This is a genomic window from Acinetobacter sp. CIP 53.82, from assembly GCF_000369465.1.
GTDB classification, from domain to species: domain Bacteria; phylum Pseudomonadota; class Gammaproteobacteria; order Pseudomonadales; family Moraxellaceae; genus Acinetobacter; species Acinetobacter indicus.
This window is the reverse complement of record NZ_KB850045.1, coordinates 321,721-347,233: the sequence shown is the minus strand read 5'-3', so window position 1 is coordinate 347,233 and position 25,513 is coordinate 321,721. Positions and strand designations below refer to the sequence as shown.

General features: G+C 46.7%; 23 protein-coding genes and 3 tRNA genes. 10 read left to right on the top strand and 16 right to left on the bottom strand.

Going from position 1 to position 25,513, the window contains the following annotated elements; genetic code table 11:
* Positions 1-42: 42 nt before the first annotated feature.
* The 6 genes from F905_RS02115 to F905_RS02090 form a co-directional block, all read right to left on the bottom strand.
* Positions 43-474, bottom strand: coding sequence for a hypothetical protein (locus tag F905_RS02115; RefSeq protein WP_005176544.1), 432 nt, complete (start codon positions 472-474; stop codon positions 43-45).
* A 68-nt stretch (positions 475-542) separates the two neighbouring features.
* Complete coding sequence (gene gyrA / locus F905_RS02110; protein ID WP_005176538.1) at positions 543-3,506, bottom strand: DNA gyrase subunit A; 2,964 nt, start codon at positions 3,504-3,506, stop codon at positions 543-545.
* Between the two features lie 438 nt (positions 3,507-3,944).
* Positions 3,945-4,646, bottom strand: a complete 702-nt coding sequence (locus tag F905_RS02105; protein WP_005176535.1) for a hypothetical protein — start codon at positions 4,644-4,646, stop codon at positions 3,945-3,947.
* Between the two features lie 175 nt (positions 4,647-4,821).
* Complete coding sequence (locus F905_RS02100) at positions 4,822-5,754, bottom strand: FAD-binding protein (protein WP_005176532.1); 933 nt, start codon at positions 5,752-5,754, stop codon at positions 4,822-4,824.
* 18 nt (positions 5,755-5,772) lie between these two features.
* A complete protein-coding gene (locus tag F905_RS02095) occupies positions 5,773-6,522 on the bottom strand; it encodes an electron transfer flavoprotein subunit beta/FixA family protein (protein ID WP_005176529.1) in 750 nt (249 codons plus the stop codon).
* Between the two features lie 500 nt (positions 6,523-7,022).
* Complete coding sequence (locus F905_RS02090) at positions 7,023-7,628, bottom strand: LysE family translocator (RefSeq protein ID WP_005176526.1); 606 nt, start codon at positions 7,626-7,628, stop codon at positions 7,023-7,025.
* Between the two features lie 113 nt (positions 7,629-7,741).
* Here F905_RS02090 and F905_RS02085 point away from each other — a divergent pair, with 113 nt between their 5' ends.
* Complete coding sequence (locus F905_RS02085) at positions 7,742-8,236, top strand: Lrp/AsnC family transcriptional regulator (protein ID WP_005176523.1); 495 nt, start codon at positions 7,742-7,744, stop codon at positions 8,234-8,236.
* A gap of 82 nt (positions 8,237-8,318) precedes the next feature.
* On the opposite strand, the gene F905_RS02080 is transcribed toward F905_RS02085, so the two are convergent.
* From F905_RS02080 to F905_RS02050, 7 genes are all read right to left on the bottom strand, one after another.
* Positions 8,319-8,690 (bottom strand): hypothetical protein, encoded by a 372-nt coding sequence (locus F905_RS02080; protein WP_034597425.1) that lies wholly within the window; start codon positions 8,688-8,690, stop codon positions 8,319-8,321.
* 214 nt (positions 8,691-8,904) lie between these two features.
* Positions 8,905-9,831, bottom strand: a complete 927-nt coding sequence (locus F905_RS02075; protein ID WP_005176519.1) for a tyrosine recombinase XerC — start codon at positions 9,829-9,831, stop codon at positions 8,905-8,907.
* Between the two features lie 34 nt (positions 9,832-9,865).
* Positions 9,866-10,492, bottom strand: a complete 627-nt coding sequence (locus F905_RS02070) for an alpha/beta fold hydrolase (protein ID WP_005176518.1) — start codon at positions 10,490-10,492, stop codon at positions 9,866-9,868.
* An 86-nt stretch (positions 10,493-10,578) separates the two neighbouring features.
* Positions 10,579-11,424, bottom strand: coding sequence for a diaminopimelate epimerase (gene dapF / locus F905_RS02065; RefSeq protein WP_005176515.1), 846 nt, complete (start codon positions 11,422-11,424; stop codon positions 10,579-10,581).
* A 13-nt stretch (positions 11,425-11,437) separates the two neighbouring features.
* Complete coding sequence (gene lysA / locus F905_RS02060) at positions 11,438-12,682, bottom strand: diaminopimelate decarboxylase (RefSeq protein ID WP_005176514.1); 1,245 nt, start codon at positions 12,680-12,682, stop codon at positions 11,438-11,440.
* 22 nt (positions 12,683-12,704) lie between these two features.
* Positions 12,705-12,935: an LPS translocon maturation chaperone LptM gene (lptM, locus tag F905_RS02055; RefSeq protein WP_005176512.1), complete on the bottom strand. Its 231-nt coding sequence runs from the start codon at positions 12,933-12,935 to the stop codon at positions 12,705-12,707.
* A gap of 133 nt (positions 12,936-13,068) precedes the next feature.
* The gene (locus F905_RS02050) at positions 13,069-14,472 is read right to left on the bottom strand and encodes an amino acid permease (RefSeq protein ID WP_005176510.1); all 1,404 of its coding nucleotides are present in this window, start codon (positions 14,470-14,472) and stop codon (positions 13,069-13,071) included.
* Between the two features lie 314 nt (positions 14,473-14,786).
* On the opposite strand from F905_RS02050, the gene F905_RS02045 reads away from it, so the two are divergent.
* From F905_RS02045 to F905_RS02035, 3 genes are all read left to right on the top strand, one after another.
* Complete coding sequence (locus F905_RS02045) at positions 14,787-16,136, top strand: alanine/glycine:cation symporter family protein (protein ID WP_034597619.1); 1,350 nt, start codon at positions 14,787-14,789, stop codon at positions 16,134-16,136.
* Positions 16,137-16,271: 135 nt separating this feature from the next.
* The gene (gene radA, locus F905_RS02040; RefSeq protein ID WP_005176507.1) at positions 16,272-17,663 is read left to right on the top strand and encodes a DNA repair protein RadA; all 1,392 of its coding nucleotides are present in this window, start codon (positions 16,272-16,274) and stop codon (positions 17,661-17,663) included.
* A 121-nt stretch (positions 17,664-17,784) separates the two neighbouring features.
* Positions 17,785-18,783, top strand: a complete 999-nt coding sequence (locus F905_RS02035) for a Tim44 domain-containing protein (protein ID WP_005176505.1) — start codon at positions 17,785-17,787, stop codon at positions 18,781-18,783.
* A 317-nt stretch (positions 18,784-19,100) separates the two neighbouring features.
* Here the strand turns inward: F905_RS02035 and F905_RS02030 are convergent, their stop codons facing one another.
* Complete coding sequence (locus F905_RS02030) at positions 19,101-20,279, bottom strand: trypsin-like peptidase domain-containing protein (RefSeq protein WP_005176504.1); 1,179 nt, start codon at positions 20,277-20,279, stop codon at positions 19,101-19,103.
* A gap of 170 nt (positions 20,280-20,449) precedes the next feature.
* Here F905_RS02030 and F905_RS02025 point away from each other — a divergent pair, with 170 nt between their 5' ends.
* The 6 genes from F905_RS02025 (at position 20,450) to F905_RS02000 (ending at position 23,128) form a co-directional block, all read left to right on the top strand.
* Positions 20,450-21,208, top strand: a complete 759-nt coding sequence (locus F905_RS02025) for a Nif3-like dinuclear metal center hexameric protein (protein WP_005176501.1) — start codon at positions 20,450-20,452, stop codon at positions 21,206-21,208.
* A 151-nt stretch (positions 21,209-21,359) separates the two neighbouring features.
* A complete protein-coding gene (locus tag F905_RS02020) occupies positions 21,360-21,986 on the top strand; it encodes a superoxide dismutase (RefSeq protein ID WP_005176500.1) in 627 nt (208 codons plus the stop codon).
* A gap of 146 nt (positions 21,987-22,132) precedes the next feature.
* Positions 22,133-22,208 (top strand) — tRNA-Asn (locus tag F905_RS02015).
* 5 nt (positions 22,209-22,213) lie between these two features.
* Positions 22,214-22,289 (top strand) — tRNA-Asn (locus F905_RS02010).
* 263 nt (positions 22,290-22,552) lie between these two features.
* Positions 22,553-22,628 (top strand) — tRNA-Asn (locus tag F905_RS02005).
* Positions 22,629-22,684: 56 nt separating this feature from the next.
* On the top strand, positions 22,685-23,128 hold the full coding sequence (locus tag F905_RS02000) for a DUF2726 domain-containing protein (protein ID WP_005176498.1): 444 nt from the start codon (positions 22,685-22,687) through the stop codon (positions 23,126-23,128).
* Here F905_RS02000 and F905_RS01995 read toward each other — a convergent pair whose 3' ends face one another.
* The gene (locus tag F905_RS01995; RefSeq protein ID WP_005176496.1) at positions 23,129-23,407 is read right to left on the bottom strand and encodes a hypothetical protein; all 279 of its coding nucleotides are present in this window, start codon (positions 23,405-23,407) and stop codon (positions 23,129-23,131) included.
* A 167-nt stretch (positions 23,408-23,574) separates the two neighbouring features.
* Complete coding sequence (locus F905_RS01990; protein ID WP_005176494.1) at positions 23,575-25,317, bottom strand: FAD-dependent oxidoreductase; 1,743 nt, start codon at positions 25,315-25,317, stop codon at positions 23,575-23,577.
* Positions 25,318-25,513: the final 196 nt, after the last annotated feature.

Here is a 25,513-nt window from a genome sequence, read left to right as displayed (position 1 = left end):
GATCTGGTCAAGCGCAGTAAAATGTAGCGATTAAGAGTGCACTCACTCACCAAATACCTGAATATTCAAGTTGCGGATTTTACTGCTACCGCCCGGCTGGTCAAAGCTGACGTCATATTGCACCAGATTTTTTGGATACGCATATTCATAGCTAATCTTGTACTGCCCCGGCTGATTGCTACCGGTTTCAATACTTTTGGTCATCAGGGTACGCGACTTATACTCGTCTTTTGGAATCACCTTGGCAAAGCGTTTCATGACTTTCTGATTGTCCTGAAAATGGCTTTTGAGTTCTGGCTCGAGATGATTCAGAAACTGCTCGAACTCGCCATCACGTAAATTGTCATAGGCCGCCTGTGCCACCTGTTCCTGCTGCGGACTCGGATTTGGAATGGCGTCCATGGCTTTTTGACCCAGCTGATCACATCCGGCCAAAGCCAGAACACTCAAGCCCATCCATAATTTAAGCTGCATATCGGGTTATTCCTGTACGGTACTGTGTAAAAAAGGACGCCGAAGCGTCCTTTTCATGAGAAGAAAAATTATTCTTCAGCCGGTTTTTCATCCTGCTCAGCAGCTACTGCATCGGTCTCTACCGTATCTAAAGCTGTATTTTCATCAGCTAAATCTTCAGAAAATTCATCTTCTTCCACGGCTTCAATCGCTTCTACACCCACCAAGGTTTCATTTTCACCTAAACGGATTAAACGTACACCTTGCGCATTACGACCAGTTTCTGCCACTTCCGAAGCACGGGTACGTACCAGCGTACCGCCATCCGAAATCAGCATCAATTCTTTCGAGGCATCAATGGCCACCGCACCGACCAGTTCACCGTTACGTTCAGAGGTCTTGATCGCAATTACACCCTTACCGCCCCGTTTTTTGGTCGGGAAGTCATCGACCGGAGTACGTTTACCATAACCATTGGCGGATGCACACAGCACTTCACCGGTTTCTGGCACCACGACCAGCGACACAATCCGGCTAACAAAATTGCTATCGGTTGCATCATCTTCGCTATCGGCTGTATCGTCTTCGGCCTCTTCCGCTTGAGCTGCACCAATGGTGACACGCATACCACGCACACCTTTGGCTGAACGGCCCATGGCACGAACATCAGTTTCAGCAAAACGGATTGCCTTACCTTCATTCGAGAACAGCATGATCTGCTGCTCGCCATCGGTAATCGCCACGCCAATCAGGGTGTCTTCTTCGTTCAGTTCAATGGCACGTAAACCGTTAGAACGCACATTGCTGAACTGCTCCAGCTCGACACGTTTAACCGTACCAGACGCTGTTGCCATAAACACATAGAAGTTTTTGCGCAGATTTTCAGCCTGCTCGGCAAATTCTGCAACAATTTCATCATCCAGGTCTGTGGCTGACAGCTCTAGGCCCAGCTGCTTTAACTGAACACGCAAGGCATCCGACAGATCATCACCATCTGCCAGTTCTGCAAATGCGGCTTCAAGTTCGACATAATGGCTAGCAATTACTTGATTTTGCTGTAATTGTACTGAGTTGGCTTTCACAAAACTACGGAAATCGGCCAGACGCTCTTTGAATTTCTTCGGTGCATCAATTACTGGCAGAATCGCGGTAATGGTTTCATTGGCATCTAATGGCAACAGGTTGACCATTGGACGGCCTTTCGAACCACGTGAAGCTTGTGGCACTTCAAATACTTTCAGGCGATAGACCTTACCGACATCGGTAAAGCACAGTACGGTCGCGTGGTTCGAGGTGACAATCAGATGCTGGATATAATCATCTTCTTTCATGCTTGTGGCAGACTTACCACGACCACCACGGCGCTGAGCCTGATAATCGGACAATGGCTGAGTCTTGGCATAACCGGATTGTGAAACGGTTAACACCACCTGCTCTTCAGGAATTAAATCTTCACGCGAGAAGTCGATGCGGGATTCAACAATTTCAGTGCGACGTGCATCGCCATATTGCTGCAATACCAGCGCCAGCTCTTCACGAATCACCGCCATCAATAAATTAAAGTCATTTAAAATAGCAGTGTATTCAGCGATTTGCGCCAGAATTTCAGAATATTCTGCATGTAACTTGTCTTGTTCCAGACCGGTTAAGCGGTGTAAACGCAGTTCCAGAATCGCACCGACCTGCGCTGGAGAAAGACGATAAACATCTCCATCCAAACCAAATGGACGGCTTAAATCTTCACCTTCAATTTCATCCGGGCGAATAGACACGGAACCGGCTTTTTCCAGCAATGCCACCACACCACCAGCGGCCCATTCGCCAGCCTGTAAACGCTCACGCGCTTCGGCCGGGTTGGCAGAAGTTTTAATGGTTTCGATGATGGCATCAATATTCGCCAAAGCAACGGTCAGACCTTCCAAGATATGACCGCGTTCACGTGCTTTGCGCAGTTCATACATGGTACGGCGAGTCACCACTTCCTGGCGGTGACGGATAAACGCAGCAATGATGTCTTTCAGGTTCATCAGTTTTGGCTGGCCGTTGTCGAGGCAGACCATGTTGATACTGAACGAGTTTTCCAGCTGCGTGTTCAGGAACAGGTTATTGACGATGACTTCGGCGTTCTCACCACGTTTCAAGTCAATCGCAATGCGCATACCGTCTTTATCGGACTCGTCACGTAACTCCGAGATTCCTTCCAGTTTTTTCTCTTTAACCAGTTCAGCAATACGCTCAATGGTTTTGGCTTTGTTAACCTGATACGGAATTTCAGTAAAGACAATGGTGGTACGACCAGATTTCTGGTCTTCTTCAAAATGATATTTACCACGGATATGCAAACGGCCTTTACCGGTACGGTAAGCATCGACAATGCCCGATTTACCGTAAATGATGCCGCCTGTCGGGAAGTCTGGACCACTGATGTGTTCCATCAGGCCTTCAATGCTGATATTCGGATTATCGGCATAGGCCAGGCAGGCATTAATCACTTCGGTAAGGTTATGCGGTGCCATATTGGTCGCCATACCGACGGCAATACCGGCAGAACCATTCACCAGCAGGTTTGGAATACGGGTTGGCAGAACGTCAGGAATACGCTCCGAGCCATCGTAGTTATCGACCCAATCTACGGTATCTTTTTCCAGATCGGCCAGGAGTTCATGGGCCAGCTTGGTCATACGTACTTCGGTATAACGCATTGCGGCCGCACTATCGCCATCAATCGAACCGAAGTTACCCTGACCATCCACCAGTTGATAACGCAGACTGAAGTCTTGCGCCATACGAACGATGGTTTCATAGACTGCGGAATCGCCGTGTGGATGGTATTTACCGATCACATCACCCACAACACGGGCAGACTTTTTGTAGGCTTTGTTGTAGTCATTGCCCAATTCGTGCATTGCATAAAGCACACGACGATGAACAGGTTTTAAACCATCTCGTACATCTGGCAATGCCCGTGACACAATCACGCTCATTGCATAATCGAGATATGAATGCTTGAGTTCATCCTCAATGGCAATCGGTCTAATTTCCGATACGCTCATGCATACTCCTTGTTATACAAGCAGATTTCTGCCCGCATTTTATATCGTAAATTTGGCAAAAAATTTAACTCAAAACTTGAGTTAAAAAACGAAAATTTAGCTGGGAATTATAGCATAAATAGTCCTATTTTTGTGTCATCCTGTTCATCTTAATCTTGTTAATTTTCTAATGTTTAAAGATGAGTTTTTGGTACATTTTTAAGCTATTTTTGCCAATCGGTCTTGCAGCTACTTTTATCAGCATATCCAGCTGTGAAATCCATCGCGCCACATGGCATTTCTGCTCATTTGATCAATATTGCGCTATGCATAAAATATACGCTTTGCGACAAAATTGGCCTTGGATCAAGCAATCTTCTTTTTTGAAATAAAAGACATAAAAAAATCATGCCTCAGACAAGGCATGATTTATATTTGAGAGCATGATGTGAAACCCACTTAGTTCTTGGCCACCGCTTCGTGATCATCCAGCTCCAGATATACTGGCTCGGCCACCACTGGCGGTTTATCCTGCTTCATAATATGCAGAGTCATCATGAATAAGCCCAGGATTAACGGGAATTCATACATTTCTTCCATAAAATCTTTATAAGCCACATCGTGCAGGAAAATAAAGCTGATGGCACGGCCATGTTCGATAGAATCTGCGGCAATTAGACCGACTACACTCAAAATTAAAACCCAGAGCGGCAAGGATACCGACTTAAATTTACGCACAATTTCGGCACGCAAATGACGAGAGAACAGCATAAACACCACAGGCGCAATCAGCACAATTGAAATCGCTCTGAAATACACTTTCGGCACTTCCGGAAAATAATCTCGCCCCCAGCTGATACTGCGGCCAAACAACAATAGCCACCAGCAAATTGCCCATAACCAGAACTGCTTTTGTCCATCCGCCAAATCAAAAGGACGGATATAAAAATAACTGAATATTGCACAGAACAATAATAAGAAAGCCTGAACATTTTCAACGCCACGCACGAGCTGACCATCTAAAAGTGGCAGATGCAAATCGACCAGGAATGGCAAACCTAGACACAGCAGAAATAAGATAAAGACTTGATTGGACAATCGGGTATCAAAACTCAATGGGAGACTCCGGCTGACGAAATCAGAGATTTCAAAAACCGGCATACTAGCATAATTTTTAGACTCTTCTGCTGTTTATTGAATTTAACAATACTAAAAATGTTAAATTTTGATGAATTCCGATAAAAAATTACAGAATAAAAAACGCCCCTGAACAAAACAGCAAAGTAAAAACTTTTACTGCTTGCGCAAGAGCGTCTTTTTAACCGAAGTTCAGGAATTAGATTTTAGAAACCAATTCTGGAACTACAGTGTTCAAGTCACCTACTAACCAGTAGTCAGCTACTGCGTTAATTGGTGCTTCTTCATCTTTGTTGATCGCAACGATCACTTTAGAATCTTTCATACCGGCCAAGTGCTGGATCGCACCTGAGATACCCACAGCGATGTACAGATCAGGCGCAACAATTTTACCTGTTTGACCAACCTGCATATCGTTTGGAACGAAGCCCGCGTCAACCGCTGCACGAGATGCACCTTGTGCTGCACCCAGTTTGTCTGCCAGTGGATCAAGTACTTTGTGATAGTTCTCACCTGAACCTACACCACGACCACCAGATACTACAATACGCGCAGCTGTTAATTCAGGACGTTCAGATTTCACGATTTCTTCGTTCACAAACTTAGAAATACCTGCATCGCCTGTAGAAGCTGCTGCTTCAACCGCAGCTGAACCACCTTCCGCAGCAACCGCATCAAATGCTGTACCACGTACAGTACCTACAACAATTGCTTCTGAAGATTCAACAGTTGCAATCGCGTTACCTGCATAAATTGGACGTTTGAATGTGTTTGGGCTGTCCACTGCAATAATGTCAGTAATCATGCTGACATCCAGCAATGCTGCAGCGCGAGGTAAAATGTTTTTACCTGTCGTTGTAGATGCTGCAAGGATATGGCTATAGCCTTTACCCAATTCAGCAACCAGTTTTGCGACATTTTCAGCCAGCTGATTTGCATAGGCAGCATCATCAGCCAGTAATACTTTGCTCACGCCCGCAACTTTAGCTGCCTGATCAGCAACTGCTTGCGCGCCAGAACCAGCAACCAATACAGTGATATCACCACCGATTTTTTGAGCTGCAGCCACAACGTTTAACGTTGCACCATTTAGTGCTTTGTTGTCGTGCTCAGCGATAACTAAAATACTCATGATTTATATCCTTCTGTATTAGATCACTTTCGCTTCATTTTTTAATTTTTCAACAAGCTCATCTACAGACTTCACTTGTACGCCCGCTTTACGTTCAGCTGGTGACTCAACTTTTACAGTTTTCAGTTTAGTCCCGGCTGATACACCGTAATCTGCAGGAGACTTGGTATCCAGCGGTTTTTTACGCGCTTTCATAATGTTTGGAAGTGCCGCATAACGTGGCTCATTCAAACGCAAGTCAGTCGTGATGATTGCTGGCAGTGATAATTCAACAGTTTGTAAACCGCCATCGATTTCACGTGTCACTTGTACTTTGTCGCCGTCTACTTTCACTTCAGAAGCGAATGTACCTTGACCTGCGCCCAGTAAAGCACCCAACATCTGACCCACCTGGTTTGAGTCATCATCGATTGCCTGTTTACCTAAAAGGATCAGTTGTGGCTGCTCTTGCTCAACAACACCTTTTAAAATTTTAGCCACTTCAAGTGCGCCAATTTCATCTGCAGTTTCAACTAAAATACCGCGGTCAGCACCAAGCGCCATAGCAGAACGGATTTGTTCCTGCGCTTCTTTAGGACCGATAGAAACAACAACGATTTCTGAAACTGTTCCTTTTTCTTTTAGACGAACCGCTTCTTCCACGGCGATTTCACAGAATGGGTTAATTGACATTTTAACGTTAGTAAGGTCAACCCCACTATTGTCCGGTTTAACGCGAACTTTAACGTTGGCATCAACCACACGTTTTACAGCAACAAGAGCCTTCATGTAATCCTCGGCTGTTTTAGTAAATGTAAAAGATGAGAAAAGTTAAGATAACTCTTCACTTAAATTTTTGTAGGTGTCTTATCTTGCAATGGGTTTGGCATTTCGGTCAAGTCACAATTGCCCAAGAAGCTGTAAAAATGCGTAAAAATAGCTGAACGTTGCGTTCATACTTTTTTCATCCAGCTTAACCCAGCTATATTTCAGCCAGATTAAGCTATATTTTAACCATTGATTTATATTATCTTTTTATCTTATGTATCACATCAGTTGTTCTGATTAACTAGCCAACACAATAAAATGAATTATTATTCATTTTTTACCATAGTAATCCAAAACCTGGCTATTTTGATGTCATTTAGGATAGCAGTTTGTATGCTCTGCCAGACTTTGGTCTAAGATGACCATCGGTTCATTTCTGTTTTTGTAACAATTCTCTTTTTCACGCTCTCCATATAAAAAAGCATGTCGACCTAGGACATGCTTTTTCTAAATTTCACAGCTTAATTGACCATTAACCAGCTGGCCGCCAGCGCCAGTAAACCACCAGATGTACCATCAATCCACTTCTGTTTGCGTTCATCCAGCTGGGTTTTCTGGGTGATTTTGGCAAAGATCAGACTTAACGCGCAGTACACAATAAAAATTAGCCCAATAAAAATGCAGGATAATAACAAGCCTTGAGTAACGGTATTTCCAGTTTTATCAATAAACTGCGGCAAAATCGCAAAGTAAATCAGCATGCCTTTCGGATTCAACAGTGCCGTCAAAAATCCTTTGCGCACCGGATGACTGCTGCTGCGACTTTCAATCGCCAGCTTTTTCTTGCTCAATACCGACTTGAATAAACCCACCGCCAAATACAGCAAATATGCGATACCTAACCAGCGAATCGCCTCAAATAACAGCGGAAAGGACACGATTATCGCGGCAATTCCCAACGCCACCAGAATCGAATGCACTAGATAACCACAACATACACCGACTGTGGCCATCATGCCTGCTTTTGCATCTTTACCCATCACTTGCGACAAAATGAATAACATATCTGGCCCCGGCGTAAAAATCAGCGGCAACACAGTCAATGCAAAAAGTACCCATACAGACATTTCCTTTTTCCCGTCGTACTTGAGAAAGTGAAAATTAGTATCTGCGAAACGCTATAAAATAGGATTTCAAATATTCTATAATTTAAATAATTTTTCAAATTATCCTCTAATTTATGAAGCAATATCCAAAGTCTGTTCGAATAAAGCTGGATCGCATCGACAAAAATATCATTCGAGCTTTACAGAACAATGGCCGCATTCAGAATAACGATTTGGCCCGTGAAATTGGCCTGTCGCCGTCCTCCTGCTTAAGACGGGTGAAAATTTTAGAAGCAGCCGGAGTAATCCAGAATTACACTACGGTGGTGGACCCGCATAAGATTGGGTTTCAACTGATTTTATTTTCCCGGATCTGGCTGGTCGGGCAGGATGCCGAAACTATTGATACCTTCATTGAGGCGATGAAAGAATTACCGCAGGTGATGGAGTGCTATATTATTTTGGGGGAATGCGATGCGATGCTGAAAGTGGTGGTGCCCGATTTAGAAAGTTATCGTAAATTTCAGTCCACCCATTTAACCAAAAAAAATGGCATCACCAGTGTCAAAACCGATTTGCCAAGTCAAATTATTAAACAGAGTTTTCAGCTGCCGCTGGAAGATTTATAAGCCTAGCCGGCGATTTTGAAGATTGTTAAGTTGCAGCACGCAAGATAACCTTCTCTTGCTATGCTGCACGCAGTACTTATATTTAAGCCTGCTGACCATCCAAAAAGTCGCGGTGCACGTGGCTTAAATCAATCAGGTCATATTCAGCCAGATTAAACACTTTCCAGACCTGCATAAAATCTTCAGTTGCATCGACGGTTTGGGTCAATTGCTGGCTTTCCTGCCACTGACGATCGGAAATCCATAAATAGCCTTGACCTGTTTCCGTATGAACCGCCTGCACCTTACCTTGTGCGTTAATGCCTTGAATCACGGCCTGTTCAGGTAAAATAGCCTGCATGGCTGGCAGGTTAATTTCCACAAAGTGTTTCACCTGTCTTAAACCATAACCGGCAAAAATTTCTTTTTGCGCCGGACTCAGCTGTTCATATTTTTGTTGAATATCCGAAATCATATCTATGCCTTTACATTTTTCCCAAATCATCAATCAGGTTGGGTCCTTGGAATTTTTGTGCTCGTTCTGAATATTACTCGAGTCAAAAATTAACCCTCTTTATACGCCATCTCCACCTTTATTTTTATTCTACAATGGTGGCACATGCTCATGCCTGACACCTCTATTCTAGTCTTTCACCCGTGAATTGAAAGTCCTTTTCACCTACCTCAATTCAGCCCTGCTCTTTGCGCTGCGCCCTTGGATGAGCCTGATCATAAACCTGCGCCAAATGATCAAAATCGACATGGGTATAAATTTGTGTGGTGGTCAAATTACTGTGCCCCAACATCTCCTGCACCGCACGCAAATCGCGGCTATTGGATAACATGTGACTGGCAAAACAATGTCGCAATAAGTGCGGATGCAAATCGACATTGACACCAGCACGCTGGGCCTGCAATTTGACCCGGTTTTCAATTTGCCGCGCACCGAGTGGTTGTCCTTTTTCCGTAATAAACAGCTGCGCATCCGGGACAAAATCACCCTGCCACAGCGGATAAATCTGTAGCCAGCGCATCACACTGTCTTTGGCTTTAGAACCAAACGGTACCACCCGGGTTTTATTGCCCTTACCGGTAATCCGCAATAACTGCCGGTTAAAATCCAGATCTTTAATTCTTAAGCCCTGTACTTCCGCCAGGCGCAATCCACTGGAATACAGCAGCTCTAAAATCGCTTTATCACGGACCCAAAGCTGTTTTTGCCGCTCTGACTCCGGCTCTGGCTGATCTAAAATCTGCTGTACCGTTTCAATATCGACCATGCCCGGCAAAGGACGTGGCTGACGTTTTAACTGAAAATCATCAGCCGGATTAAACGCCAAATAATCCCCCTGTTCAGCCCATTTCATAAACTGGCGAATAGAAGACAACATGCGCTGCAAACTGCTGGAACTCAACTGCTGCGCTTCGACCTTATGCGCCAGAAACTCACGCAAGTCAGCGGTTTCCACATCGGCCAGCGGCATGTTTTTCTGCTGACAAAAATGAAGGAAATCACCAACATCACGTGCATAAGCATGCAAAGTATGTGCCGACTGATGCTGGATTTCGCGTTGTTTCAGCCACATCTCCAGTAACTGTTCAGCACTTAACTTCATCACACCATCCTATGTTCTGGTAAAAAATTGTCTTTTAAAAAGTAGCTTTGCAAAAATAGTCGTGTAAAAAACGGTTGATCTCCCCGGCGACACGTTCAGCCTGCGAGGATGCAAACCAATGATCAGCATCGGGCATAATCACCAATCGGGCATTCGGCAACTGCCGGGCCAGAAACTCACCAACGGCAACCGGACTCAATTCATCCTGATCGGCCCAAAGCAATAACACCGGCAGATCAATACTGGCCAATTGTTCCGGATCATAATAGCTCTGATCTTCCACAAACCACTGCGGCAGCTTGGCCCATTGCAGGGGCTCAATCTCACGCCAGTCTTTGGCCTGAAACGGAGTTAAATCCAGTCCGCCCGAAGTAGCCATTAACACCAAGGCCCGAAGTCTATTCGGCTGCTGCAATGCAGCGGCTATGGCCAACACTCCGCCCATCGACTGGGCAATCAGAATGCTGTCCTCTTCAATCTGACTGATCACCCGCGTTTTCAGATCGGCCAGACTCTGAATGCTGGCATCGGCTTCTACCCCATCAAAACCGGGATAAGCAATCACGGTTTTCCGGGCCGATGCTGGCAACCGGGCCATTAACGGCTGCCAGAATTGCTGACTACCTGAGGCACCCGGCAGAAAAACAAGTTTATGCATCATCATGGCTCTGCAGGCAAAACTCAAATCATCCTAACATAAAAAAGCACCGTGAATAGAACGGTGCTTTTGTATAGGAAATGGTCAGATTAGCCCTGGAAATAACGTAAATCCAGACGGCCTTCATAGACATTGGCAGTTGGACCGGTCATCCAGACCACATCGCCTTCTTTCCATTCGATCTGTAACTTGCCACCCGCCAGTTCAATTTCAACTTTGCTGGCCAGTAAGCCACGGCGCATCCCGGTAACCGCTGCCGCACACGCGCCCGTACCGCAGGCCAGCGTTTCACCGACACCACGCTCAAACACACGTAAACGGGCATGCTGTTCATCCAGAATCTGCATAAAGCCGGCGTTCACGCGCTGCGGGAAACGCTCATGCGATTCAATTTGTGGACCTAAACGTGCGACATCAGCCGTCAGAATATCCTGCACAATGGTCACGGCATGTGGATTCCCCATATTGACCACATCAATGCTCAGCTTCTCTTCATTGGCCAGCATCAGGTCATATAAGTTGTCCGGTTCATCGGCAATAAACGGAATTTCTTGCGGCAGGAATTTTGGCTGCCCCATATTTACCCGCACCCAGCCATTTTGCCCCAGTTCCGGCTCGACAATCCCGGCTTTGGTTTGCACCTTGATTTTGGTTTTACTGGTCAGCTGGCGCTCATGCACAAAACGGGCAAAACAGCGCACGCCATTGCCACACTGCTCGACTTCTGAACCATCGGCATTAAAAATACGGTATTTAAAATCGGCATTCGGAACATCAGGTGGCTCAACCACCAGCAACTGGTCAAACCCCACACCAAAGTGACGGTCGGCCAGACGCTGAATGGTCAGGCTATCGAAATAGGCGCGCTGGCTGATTAAATCAACCACCATAAAGTCATTGCCCAGACCATGCATCTTGGTAAATTCTAAAAACATCCTGATTTACTCCTTAAGGCAATAAACGCTCACGTTCCCAGAGTGATTCAATGGTTTCACGTTCACGAATCAGATGCGCCTGATCACCATCGACCATCACTTCTGCAGCACGGCCACGGCTGTTGTAGTTGGAGCTCATCACAAAACCATAAGCGCCGGCACCCAGCACTGCCAGTACATCGTTTTCCTGAATGGCCAGATCACGCTCTTTACCAAGGAAATCACCTGTTTCACAGATGGCACCGACCACATCCCACTGTTGGGTTGCGACATCGGTACGTGGCGTCACCGGCTGAATGTCCATCCACGCTTCATATAAAGCAGGACGAATCAGGTCATTCATTGCCGCATCAATAATTGCGAAATTACGGTGATTGGTCGGTTTGAGTAAATCGACTTTGGTCAGCAGCACACCGGCATTGGCGGAAATACTCCGGCCCGGTTCCATATACACTTTCAGGCCCAGTTTTTCTAAAGCCGGGCGCAGTGCATTGGCATATTCTTCAACCGATGGCGGAGTTTCATCTTTATAGGTCACGCCCAAGCCACCACCAATATCAATGTGTTTGAGTGTGATGCCCATCTGTTTCAGCTGCTCGATCATCAGCATGACCCGATCCAGCGCATCAACAAAAGGCTGGGTTTCGGTCAGCTGTGAACCGATATGGCAGTCAATCCCGACAATGTCCAGATTAGGTAATGACGCTGCATATTGATAGGTATCAAATACACTATCTGATGGAATACCGAATTTGTTTTCTTTTAAACCGGTTGAAATATAAGGATGGGTTTTGGCATCGACATCCGGATTCACACGTAAAGAAATTGGCGCTTTAACCTTCAGTTCAGCCGCCACTTTCTGAATCCGATCCAGCTCTGCATAGGATTCAACGTTAAAGCAGGCAATGCCCACTTCCAGTGCTTTTTTAATGTCAGCTTCGGTTTTGCCTAAACCTGAGAATACAATTTTCGAAGCATCGCCACCGGCTTTCAACACGCGCGCCAGCTCGCCGCCGGTCACGATATCAAAACCCGCACCGAGCTTGGCCAATACATTCAGCACCGCAATATTGGAGTTTGACTTGACCGCAAAACAGATTTGATGGTCGATAAAGCCAAAAGCACGATCCATATCTAAATAATGCTTTTCAAAGGTTGCTTTTGAATAAACATAAAGTGGTGTGCCAAATTGCTGCGCCAGCTGTTGTAAAGAACATTGTTCGGCGTGCAAAACCCCATTGATGCGGGTGAAACTCATGAATGTATCCTTTCTATGAACGTTAAGGTGTCGTCGTGGAATTCGAAGCTACAGGTGCAGCAAACTGTTGCTGTACCGGTCCAGGTGTCGGCTCTTCAGGATGTTGCTCTGAATCGACATTGGGATATAACAGATATTTGGCACGTTTGTCGTAATTTGGATCACTCGGCAACTGTAAAGCTCCCGATTGACCACAACCGACCAGTACAAAACTGGCTGTCAATAAACTGATGCAGCAAATGACAGAACGCATCTGACCACCTATTTAAAATTTTCAATGAAGTATAACGCGATCACTGCTGTGACCAAAGTGTTAAACGCTAGAGATTAGCTTGTGCTATAAAAAAACGCCAGTTGGACACTGACGTTTTTTGTTGTGCAATGGCTTATTTCTGTTTTGGCTTATAGAAACCGAAATAGCCAATCAGCAGAATCACAAACCAGATCGGACTGATCATTAAGGCCTGCAAGGTATCTGGCTCCAGGGACAGCACATAGATCATGCTAATAAAGAAGATGATCACCATCCAGCAGGTAAACAGGCCACCCGGCAATTTAAAAGTCGACTGGGCATGCAGTTCCGGACGGGTTTTGTAATAGACAATATAGCTCCAGATAATAATCAGCCAGACGCAAATAAACAGAATGGTCGAAAGCGTGGTCGCCAACGTAAAGGCTTTCACGGTATCGGGTACAAAGTATTGTAACGCTGCACCCAACAGCAGACACACCGCCGAGAAATACAACGCATTGGCTGGTACCGCACGTTTATTTAAACGGCCAAAAGCTTTAGGGCCCTGCTGCTCACGTGACAGACCAAACAGCATCCGGCTGGTCGAGAATACACCACTGTTCATCGACGACATCACCGAAGACAGCACCACCAGATTCATGATAATCGCCGCGGCCGCAATACCCGCCTGACTGAACAGGTTTACAAACGGTGAGATATTTGGATCAATCTGGTTCCATGGCGTTACCGACATCACAATTAATAAGGCCAATACATAGAAAATGATGATACGTACCGGAATCGAGTTCACTGCTTTCGGCAGGTTTTTCTCTGGATCTTTGGTTTCAGCCGCTGTGGTACCGACCAGTTCTACCCCAACAAAGGCAAAAATCGCAATCTGGAAACCGGCCAAGAAGCCCATAGTACCTGTCGGGAACAGGCCGCCATGACTCCAGATATGTGTAAAGGATGCGACTGTGCCGGCATCTGAGGTAAAACCGGTAAAAATCATCCATAAACCGACTGCAATCAGCACAATAATGGCAATAATTTTAATTAGCGCAAACCAGAACTCCATTTCACCAAACAGCTTCACGGTCACCAGGTTTAAGCCCATGATGAAGACAATAGCTGCAATACTGATCATCACCCCTTCTTCAGGTGTAAACGGTATCCCGCCATTAAAGAATTGCAGGTAATAAATAATCGCCGACAGGTCTGCAATGCCGATGGTGATCCAGCACAGCCAGTAGGTCCAGCCGACGAAATAGCCGGCCCACGGGCCAATCAGGTCGGTGCTGAAATCAATAAAGGATTTATATTGCAGATTGGACAGCAACAGTTCGCCCAGCGCCCGCATCACGCAGAACACCATAAAACCAATAATCATATAAATAATCAGGATCGATGGCCCGGCCAGGCTGATGGTTTTGCCTGAGCCCATGAACAATCCTGTTCCAATGGCGCCACCAATGGCAATCAGCTGTAAATGCCGGTTAGATAAGCTTCGCTGCAGATCGCCTTTTTCTTGTGACGAATTTGTATTTTGATACGACATTATTGAATTCAACTTCAGTGTTAACCACGACAAACTAACGTAAAAGAAATCAGAAAACAAAAAGAAATGCCGCTTCATCTATATTTTCTGCGGAATAATTAAATTTAATTTATTTTTCTTATAACAAAAAGTTATCAATTTATCCAAAGGGAGGATTGACAAGGTTTATATCAATTTTCTTGTCAAAACATAAATTATGTGTAACAAATAAAAATGCAGCACGCAACTATATCTCTTGCTCAGGATGAGCATGGCATATCAATTGCTTATATAGAAAACAAAATATCTATTTTGAGACATAAGAAGAAACAATGATGCAAGATTTACAAACACTCATGGAAACCCTTAGTGGCTGGGTCTGGGGCCCATATATGCTGGTGCTGATTGTCGGTACCGGGATATTCCTGACCTTCCGCCTGCTGTTCTGGCAATTCCGGATGCTGCCGTTGGCCTTTAAACAGGTTTTTGGCAAACACCCGGACAAACATTCCGGCGATATTTCCCAATTCGCCTCCCTCATGACCGCACTTTCTGCCACCATTGGTACCGGTAATATTGCCGGTGTGGCCACAGCCTGCGTACTCGGTGGTCCGGGCGCCGTATTCTGGATGTGGATGACCGCCCTGTTCGGGATGGCGACCAAATATGGCGAAGGTGTTTTGGCGGTCAAATACCGGGTAAAAAACGAGAAAGGTGAAATGTCCGGTGGTCCAATGTATTACATTGAACGTGGCCTGAAATGGAAATGGCTGGCGCTGATTTTCGCCTTTTTCGGTGCAGTGGCCTCCTTCGGGATTGGTAGCTCGGTGCAATCCAACACGGTAGCACTGGCCGTTGAAAATGGGTTTGGCCTGGAAACCTGGATTACCGGCATCATCATTACCGTATTTTCAGCCCTGGTAATTCTGGGCGGGATTAAATCCATCGCCAAAGCCTCTTCGGTTATTGTGCCGATTATGGCGGTTGGTTATATGGCCGGTGGTTTGGTCATCATCCTGAATAACCTTGAACTGGTGGTGCCAGCACTCAAAATGATTGTCACCTATGCCTTTACAGGTGAAGCTGCCGCAGGTGGTGCGATTGGTGCCGCGATCCGTTATGGTGTTGCGCGCGGGGTCTTCTCCAATGAAGCCGGTATGGGTTCTGCGCCAATTGCTGCCGCTGCGGCCAAAACCGACCATCCGGCACGTCAAGGTCTGGTTTCAATGACTGGTACCTTTATTGACACCATCATTGTCTGTTCAATTACCGGTATTGTGCTGGTCATGGGCTTTATTATGGCCGGCCAGTCTTTTGGTGATCAGAACGGTGCAGTACTGACCATTAGCGTATTCGACAAACTGCTGCCGGGAATCGGGGGCTGGGTGGTGACTTTCGGGGTGATCTTCTTTGCCTATTCGACTATTTTAGGCTGGAGCTATTACGGTGAAAAATGTGCGACCTATCTGCTTGGTGAGAAATTTGTACTGCCGTATCGCCTGATTTACATTGCGTCGGTGTTTATTGGCTGTGTCGCAACTCTAGATCTGGTCTGGCTGTTTGCCGATACCTTTAATGGTTTAATGGCAGTACCGAACTTGATTGCCTTATTGCTGCTGTCGGGTGTAATTGCCAAAGAATCGAAAGATTTTATTGCACGACGCAAATCCGGCGAACTTTACTAAAGCGTTTAGACAAAACTACAAGATTAACCACCTGCGGGTGGTTTTTCTTTGCCGCTGTATCAACAATTTGAAAATCAGCATTTCCTCTGTATGCTGTGGGGCAAGATTTAAAAAACACATTCCAGACGTTTATTTATGGCAAAAGCAAAAAGTGTCTATCGCTGTGAACAATGCGGCGCAGATCATCCCAAATGGGCCGGTCAATGTTCAGACTGTGGTGAATGGAACTGTTTAACCGAAGTCAGCATTACCCCTGCGGTGACCCATCGTGCCCAGCCACGTATGGGCGGCGGCTATGCCGGTCAGGCTTCAACTGTGACCACTTTAAACCAGATTTCAGTCTCTACCGAAACCCGCCTTGCCACCGGTATTGGCGAATTTGACCGGGTACTTGGTGGTGGTCTGGTCACCGGTTCAGTGGTACTGATTGGCGGTGATCCCGGAATTGGTAAATCGACCATTTTGCTGCAAACCGCGACCCATATGGCCGCCAGCAACAGCGCTGCCTTATATGTCACCGGTGAAGAATCCTTATCACAGGTGGCCTTACGCGCGCAGCGTCTGGATTTACCGACCGATCAGCTCAAAGTGATGGCTGAAACCTGTGTGGAACGGATTTGTGAGGTACTGGCCCAGCAACGTCCTGCGGTGGCGATTCTGGACTCCATCCAGACCTTATATACTGAAACCTTGCAGTCTGCACCGGGCGGCGTATCGCAAATTCGTGAATCGGCGGCGCTCCTGACCCGTTTTGCCAAAAATAGTGGCACAGCCTTGTTTATTGTCGGTCATGTGACCAAAGAAGGTGCATTGGCCGGGCCACGTGTGCTGGAACATATGGTGGACTGTGTGCTGTATTTTGAAGGTCAGTCCGATTCCCGCTACCGGATGATTCGTGCGGTCAAAAACCGTTTTGGCGCGGTCAATGAACTGGGCGTGTTTGGCATGACCGATAAAGGCTTGCGTGAAGTGGCCAATCCGTCAGCGATTTTCCTGAGCCGTTATGATGAAGCCATTCCCGGCTCAATTGTGATGATTAGCCGCGAAGGCACCCGTCCGCTGTTGGTGGAAGTACAGGCACTGGTCGATGATGCACATGGTCAGCCGCGCCGGGTCGCACTTGGCTTAGAACAAAACCGGCTGAATATGCTACTGGCGGTGATGCATCGCCATGGCGGCGTGCAGACGTCCGGTCAGGATGTCTATGTCAATATTGTCGGCGGGCTGAAAATTACCGAAACCGGCTCCGATCTGGCGGTGCTGCTGGCCTGTGCTTCGAGTATTCGCGGCAAAGCCCTGCCCCAGCAACTGGCGGTGTTTGGTGAAGTCGGTTTATCCGGTGAAATCCGTCCGGTGCCGAATGGTCAGGAACGTCTAAAAGAAGCGATTAAACATGGCTTTAAATATATTATTTTGCCACGTGCCAATGCACCGCAAAAAGCGATTCCAGGGGTGCAGGTGATTGCGGTGGCCCGTTTGCATGAAGCCCTGAGCGAGGCCATGAGTTTAAGTGAAGAACTGCACTAGAGCCTTTGCCCTATTTTTTGAGCTTTTCATGTGAAAAAAGCTGAATTCTGTATTGAAATTCGGGACAAATGCCTGCATAAATACAGGGCGATAAATTTCTTTTTTTAAATAGGAAAAATTGATGGAAGTTCGACAGCGTGGTTTGATGGCTGGTATTTTAACAGCTGCCCTCTTGGTTGCCCCTTTAGCAGCCGAAGCAAAACGTGCCGGTGGTGGTAAAAGCCATGGCATGAGCCGTTCAGCAACACCAACTCAATCTTACCAACAGCCTCGTCAAGCTACTCCTGCACAACAGCCCGCTCCAGCTACTGCGCCTGCGCAGCAAAAATCTGGTCCGGGTGTCGGTGGTATGGTCGCTGCGGGTGTTGCAGGTGCTGCGATTGGTGCAGTGGCTGCCAATGCCTTAGCAGATGATCAGCCAGCCAGCCAGGCACAGGCTCAACAGGAGGAAGAAGGTGGAATCCCAGGCTGGATCTGGATTCTCCTCGCTGCAGCAGTCGCCTTCTTCATTTTCCGCAAGATGGGCGCAAAAAAAAAATTAGCAGCCAATAACCCGTATGCGCCAAATAACGGTGCCAATAACGCACCGTTTGGTCAATCTGCTGCTGCACCACGTGCCGGTGGCGATAACACCAATATCTTTGGCCAGAACGTCGGTGGTTCAGCCCCAACCAACAATGCGCCATTTGGTGCAGCACCAGTGAATAACGCTGCCTTTGGTACCGCGTACACCAACAGTGGTAACCAGTTACCAGATGGTACGGAGCCAGCAGCCTTTCTGCGTGTTGCACGTCAGCGTTTTAACCATATTCAGTCTATGAATACGGCCAGCAATATTGCTGAAATTCAGCGTTATTTAACCCCTGATCTGTACCAGTCGATGTATCAGGACATCATGGCCAATCAGGATCAGGATGTGGCTGAGTTTTCTAACCTAAATGCGATGGTGGTCGATTCTGCTACTGAAAATGGTCAGTATGTGGTGAGTGTGCGCTTTACCGGTACGGTGAGTGAAGATTTAAACAGCTTGCCACAGCCATTCACTGAAATCTGGCATTTTGTTAAGCCAGCAGGCTCTAGCCAGGACTGGTTGGTTGCGGGTATCCAGCAAGAACACTAATTAAACCTAAGATCAAAAACAGCGGCTTCGGCCGCTGTTTTTGTTTTTGCACCGCCTGCGGAATGTTATTCATTTAGTTGCTTTATTTTGTCCCCAACCGATTATCTCGAGGGATGGAAAGACCTAGAGATGTGATACAGCGATCATCTCTATAAGACGGTATGTCTGCTCTGCGCCATTCAGTACGTTCCTACGTATTTTCGCTTGATCTTACAATATCGCTCTTCACTAACAGACTGCTGATAAAATTCACCCATTAAAAAAAGCCCCGACCTGCGGAGCTTTTTCATGTTTAATTTACAGCGCGTACTGCGAGCTTATTCTGGTAATGGAATAAACTGTTTATCACTGTTTTGCACTTTACGCTCACCAACCACCACTTGCAGCTCTAAAGACTGTTCTTCACGTTCAATCAGGATATTCACCGGCTGGTTCGGTTGCTGCAGCGCCACATAATTAATCAGGTGTGATGTTGAGCTAATCTCTTCATCATTCACTTTCAGGATTTTATCGCCACGGCGAATACCGGCTTTGGCCGCAGGACCATTGGCCAAGACATCTGCCACCACCACGCCACTTTGTTTTGGCTCCAGAATATTCTGTTGCTGTACCGGCAATAAGCTAATACCTAACCAGCCACGTACCACGCGACCATCTTTTAAAATCGAGTTCAGTACCTGCTGACAGACCTGTGCCGGAATAGCAAAGCCAATGCCCAAAGAACCGCCCGATTGCGAGAAAATTGCGGTATTAACCCCAATTAAGTTCCCGGCCACATCAATTAGCGCACCGCCGGAATTCCCCGGGTTAATGGCAGCATCAGTCTGAATAAAGTCTTCATAGGTATTAATGCCTAAATCCGAACGACCGGTCGCGGAAATAATCCCCTGAGTGACGGTTTGGCCTACCCCAAACGGGTTACCAATCGCCAGCACCACATCACCGACTTCATTGCCACTGAGTTTAAATGGTAAAACCGGTAACTGATCCAGCTCAATTTTAATTACCGCCAAGTCGGTATCCGGATCGGTGCCGACCACTTTTGCCTCGGCACGACGGCCATCATGCAAGGCCACCACAATCTGATCGGCCTGGGCAATCACATGGTTATTCGTCAAAATGTAACCATCGGCACGTACAATCACCCCGGAACCGAGGCTGTTTTCATTAGGTCCCTGGCGATATTGTTCCGGTAACTGATCACCAAAAAATTCACGGAATGCCGGATCATTAAACAAAGGATGATTAGGCTGCTTGATTTTCTGGGTGGTAAAAATATTGACCACGGCCGGTGCTGCTACTTTTACGGCAGCACTATAAGACACCACCCCGCCAGTACGGGTGGTATCAATCAGCGGTTCTACTTTTTCAGCAGGCATTTTCACCCCATCAGGGGCAACGGGAGCTTTCGGTTTTTGAAACTGTTGCCAGCCCAAAAAGCCAATAATCACAATAATAAGTAACACCCAAGGTAACCATGTAAAGGTCCGGCGCACAGCTCTATCCTCTAAAATTTTTTAATTCATTGATGACTAAGTAATTTATGACCTATTGTAAAGCGAAATACATAAGGAAACATAAAAATCACTAAAGAGTTTTGTGCTGCTTTAGTTACAATTCAAAATATGTTTTGATGACAACAAAATTTAAGGCTTTTGAGAGATTTATGGCTAAGCTGCATGACCTGATCCGCTGGTGTGATCAAACCTTAAAATCAGCCGAGTTTAAAGACTATGCCCCGAACGGCTTGCAAATTGAAGGCAAGCCGGAAGTCAAAAAAATTCTGTGTGCGGTAACTGCATCACAAGATGCGATTGAAGCCGCCATTGCCGAGCAGGCCGATGTGCTGCTGGTGCATCATGGCTATTTCTGGAAAGGTGAACCCTACCCGATTACCGGAATGCGCGGTAAACGCATTAAAAGCCTAATCCAGCATGATATTTCACTGGTAGGTTATCATTTACCGCTCGATTCACATCCTGAACTGGGCAATAATGCGGCCATTGCTGATATTTTGGGACTGGAGCAACTAGAAGCACTGGACCCGAGTGAACGTCATCCGATTGGCAATATTGGCTATTTAAAACAGGCCATGTCACCAGAAGCGTTTAAAGCCCTGTTAAGTGAAAAACTGGGGTTTGATACCATTCATTTACCGGCCAATCCAACCGAAATCCGCAAAGTCGGTTTCTGTACCGGCGGCGCGCAGGATTATATTCATAAAGCCGCAGCGCAAGACTGTGATGCCTATATTTCTGGCGAAGTGTCAGAACGTACCTTTTATGAAGCCAAAGAACTGGGCGTCCATTATTATGCCTGTGGCCATCACGCGACTGAACGCTACGGTGTACAGCGTTTGGGACAGGCGCTGGCACGCGAATTTAATCTCGAATATGTCTATTTCGAATTGAATAATCCGATTTAAAACTTGGGAGATGAATTGAGGCTGGCTTATACGTATAAATTAAGGATTTATTGTGTAATGTTATTTATAAGCAATGCGCAATTTTGTTGAATAATCTATTACAATAAGACGACTTAAACTCAAAACCCAGCATAAGCAAGGAATTGAAAACATGACAACGATTACTTTACCAGCATTACCATATGGTTACGAAGATCTTGCGCCGCACATCAGCAAAGAGACTTTAGAATTTCACCATGACAAGCACCACAACACCTATGTTGTGAACCTGAACAACCTGATCGCAGGTACTGAGCTTGAAGGTAAAACTTTAGAAGAAATCATCAAGGCAAGTGCTGGCGATGCTTCTAAAGCAGGTATTTTCAACAATGCTGCACAAGTATGGAACCACACATTCTACTGGAACTGTATGGCGAAAAACGGTGGTGGTAAACCTACTGGTGCAATTGCAGCGAAAATTGATGAAGCTTTTGGTTCATACGAAAAATTTGCTGAAGAATTTGCAACTGCTGCTGCAACTCAATTCGGTTCAGGTTGGGCATGGTTAGTGGCTGACGACGTAAACGGCAAACTGTCAATCATGAAAACTTCAAATGCAGATACGCCAATGGCGCACGGCAAAATTGCAGTATTAACGATTGACGTTTGGGAACACGCTTACTACATCGACTTCCGTAACGCACGTCCTAAGTACATCTCGACTTTCCTTGAAAGCCTGGTGAACTGGGATTATGCCAACGCGAAACTTGCAGGCCAACCAGCTGGCGTAGAAAAATAATTTTATTTTTCTGTGTAAAAAATCACCCTTTAAGGGTGATTTTTTTATTTTTAGGGAATAACTGCATAAATCTAAGGCAAATGATTCATTTGTTTAAATAATCTGGTTGACGACCGGCGCATTCCTCCCTAAAATGCGCATCAGATTCTCCAATAGCTCAGTCGGTAGAGCGACGGACTGTTAATCCGCAGGTCCCTGGTTCGAGCCCAGGTTGGAGAGCCATCTAATCTCCCATAGCTCAGTCGGTAGAGCGACGGACTGTTAATCCGCAGGTCCCTGGTTCGAGCCCAGGTGGGAGAGCCAAAATTCTAAAAACCCACTCCAGTTGAGTGGGTTTTTTTATGGCGTTTAGATTGGGGGATTCAATGAGAATCATCATCCTAAAATAGCCCCTACCTGTACCACGGCACCCTGCCCGTCATAGACCAGTAAAAGCCACACACCAAGCTTTCTGCTTCCAAACGCCTTCATTCGTTTATTTTTAATTCAGTTAAACTGAAAAACTACATTTTTTCAGGCCGCGGACTTGACCACCTGCCCTTTGCCGCCTAGAATGCGTTTCAGATTCTCCCATAGCTCAGTCGGTAGAGCGACGGACTGTTAATCCGCAGGTCCCTGGTTCGAGCCCAGGTGGGAGAGCCAAGATTCTAAAAACCCACTCCATTTGAGTGGGTTTTTTCTTTATACAAGTATGTGTTGTGTTCAATAGCGCTCAGTCGACTTTCTTCTTTATTGGCTGCCTGGCCACACTGGTGCTGATGCTGCTGGTGGCGGCCTCCTATTTGCGCCCCAAACAGAAATATTTTCCGAAAAAAGTCATTACCCCGTTTGAAGCCAAGATGTTTGCCCGCTTAAAGCAGGCTTTTCCCGAACATCATATTCTGGCTCAAGTTGCTTTTAGTGCGTTAATTACCAATAGTAACTACAAGATCCGTTCCCGCTTTAATCGCAAGGTCACCGATTTTGTTTTGCTGGATCAGCAGATGAATGTGGTGATTATTATTGAACTGGATGATCCCACTCATATTGGCAAAGAAAGCGAAGATGCCGAGCGGGATGCCATGTTGCTTGAGGCGGGCTATCAGGTGATCCGATACACGGAGATTCCGAGTATCAGACAATTGCAGCAGGATATTCTTTAATTAAGGCGCTACAGCTTCAGAAGCTGCTGGGTTTGCATCGGCTTGTTGTTGAGCTTGTTGCTGCGCCTGCTGTTGTTCAGCCGCTTCACGCGCTTTAATCCGCGCAATCATCTCTGCCTGCTGCTGTTTATATTTTTCCTGATTTTTCGCATCGCTGTTGACAGCCAGAAACGCCATACTGACCAGAAAAACAGGAATCAGCAGACCTAAACTGGCCAACAGAATAATCTTTTTGGTATTGAGTGGCTGATTCGGTCGTTGCTGTTCAGGCGCGGTCATGAGAGAGTCCTCTGTCAGATGCATCAAAATGACGCTCAATATAACAAAATCATTTTCGAGGACAAAGCCTCTGTTGATGTTTGCTTGAACCTGAAGATACAACACAGCCGCCTGTACGGCTACAGATGGCTGCGTTACAGATCACGTCAGACTGCTCATCTACCCGATTAGAGGTTCAGCTGAATCTCGCCAAAAACCTGAGTTAAACAGGCCAGATGATCAAAGCCTTGTTCTGGTGTGTCCTGCATCCGCCAAGCCACATAGCCATCCGGACGTACCAGCACGGCACCGGCATCGGCAATTTCCGATTTTTGCTGCCAGGTGGCATAGACATCGCGATGTTCACGTGAACCAATCTGAATCACATCCAGATAGTCCAGCTTTAACCGGGCCGCTGCCGCTTTCCATGCTGCACCCGATAAACCGGTCAGTAGCGTAAAGCGCCCTTTACCGACAATATCCAGGGTGGAATGTTTATAGCCCTGCGCATCAATCAGCCAGGTATGCGGTAGTTTGGCACCCGGACGTGTGGTGGCTTGCAAATACAGCTGCGGGTCCTGTACAAAGATTTCTTCATCTGTTTCTGCCAGCACGGCATTGGACAGATAACGCTGGTTTAGCTCCACCCCTTGAGCATTAAACTCATAATGTTTAATCGCCAGCTCCTGAAACAGCTTTTCCCGAATCTCGGCCGCTTCCGGTGTTTCCGCAAAAATCCGCTGCAACATCTCGGCCTGGGTCTGCACGCCCTGATCAAAACCAAATACTGCTTTTAAGTGCTTATAGTCAAAACGGGACTGGTTGGCACGCGCCACAATCTGCTTGCCCACCGGCGCCCGTTCATCACTATAAGAGTCCAGTAGCGCTGGCTTGGCCCAGCCTTTAAGCACATAAGCCAGCTTCCAGCCCAGGTTAAACGCATCCTGCATACAGGTGTTGGAACCTAAACCACTCGATGGCGGATGACGATGTACCGCATCGCCACCACAGAACACACGCCCCACCGAATACTGGGTGGCCCAGGTCTGATTGACATACCAGTAAGATACTTTTTCAATTTCGACCTGCTGCACCTCTTCACCCACAAAGGTGTTCAGTCGCGCCCGAACCTGGGCTTCGGTGACTTGCGGCTCGCCTTTGCTGATATCAAAGCCCCAGCCCATAATCCATTCATTCCAGGGCTGAATGGCACGTAGCAATCCCATGCCCAAGTCACCAAAACTGGCTTCCGGATTCACAATCCATTGTAAAATGGCCGGACGATGCGCCACGTATTTGGACAGGTCGGCTTTAAAAGTGACGTACACGGTTCCGGCACGCGCCATCACTCCTTCTAAGGGCAGCTTCAACTCTTCGACAATTTTCGAACGCGCCCCATCCATACCAATTAAATATTTGGCTCGCAGGCTAAATTCAGTTTGGGTCACCCGATTCAGGAAGGTCGCGGTTACGCCGTGCTCATCCTGAGTATGTGATAAATATTCAGTATTGAAGTTATAAATCGCACCGCGTTCGGCCGCATTCTTGACCAGCAGTGCTTCCATTTTCGGCTGGATCAGATCGACAAAGGGACATGGACTGCCTTTGATGTAATCGCCATGACGTTCATCGCCCGTGCCCCAGCAGCTCATCCGGGCAATTTCTTCCCCGACCAGACTGGTGGTGAGTAAACTTTCGCCCATCTGCTGCCACGGCGTGGCAATGGCTTTGACCTGCTCTTCAATGCCCAAGTCACGCAGAACTTCCATCGCACGCTGATTGGTAATATGCGCACGCGGACTGTTGGCCAGCCAGTTAAACTGGGTAAACAGCTGTACCCTGATGCCATAACTGGCCAAGGCCAGCCCTAAAGTAGAACCCGCCGGCCCCGTACCAATCACCAGCACATCAGTATCATAGTGTGTAGACATTCCGGACTCCTTTCACCGCTGTATCTGTTGCAGAATATTTGTATGCAGTGTAATCCGCTCCATCCAGCCCGCCTATTTCTATGCGTATAAACGATAGTGCTATTGGTTTTAGCTCTAGTCAGCTGCTGCATAAAACACATCGGCTGATGTGAAATGCAGTTCAAACTGTGTTGGGTTACACTAGGGCGATGATCTG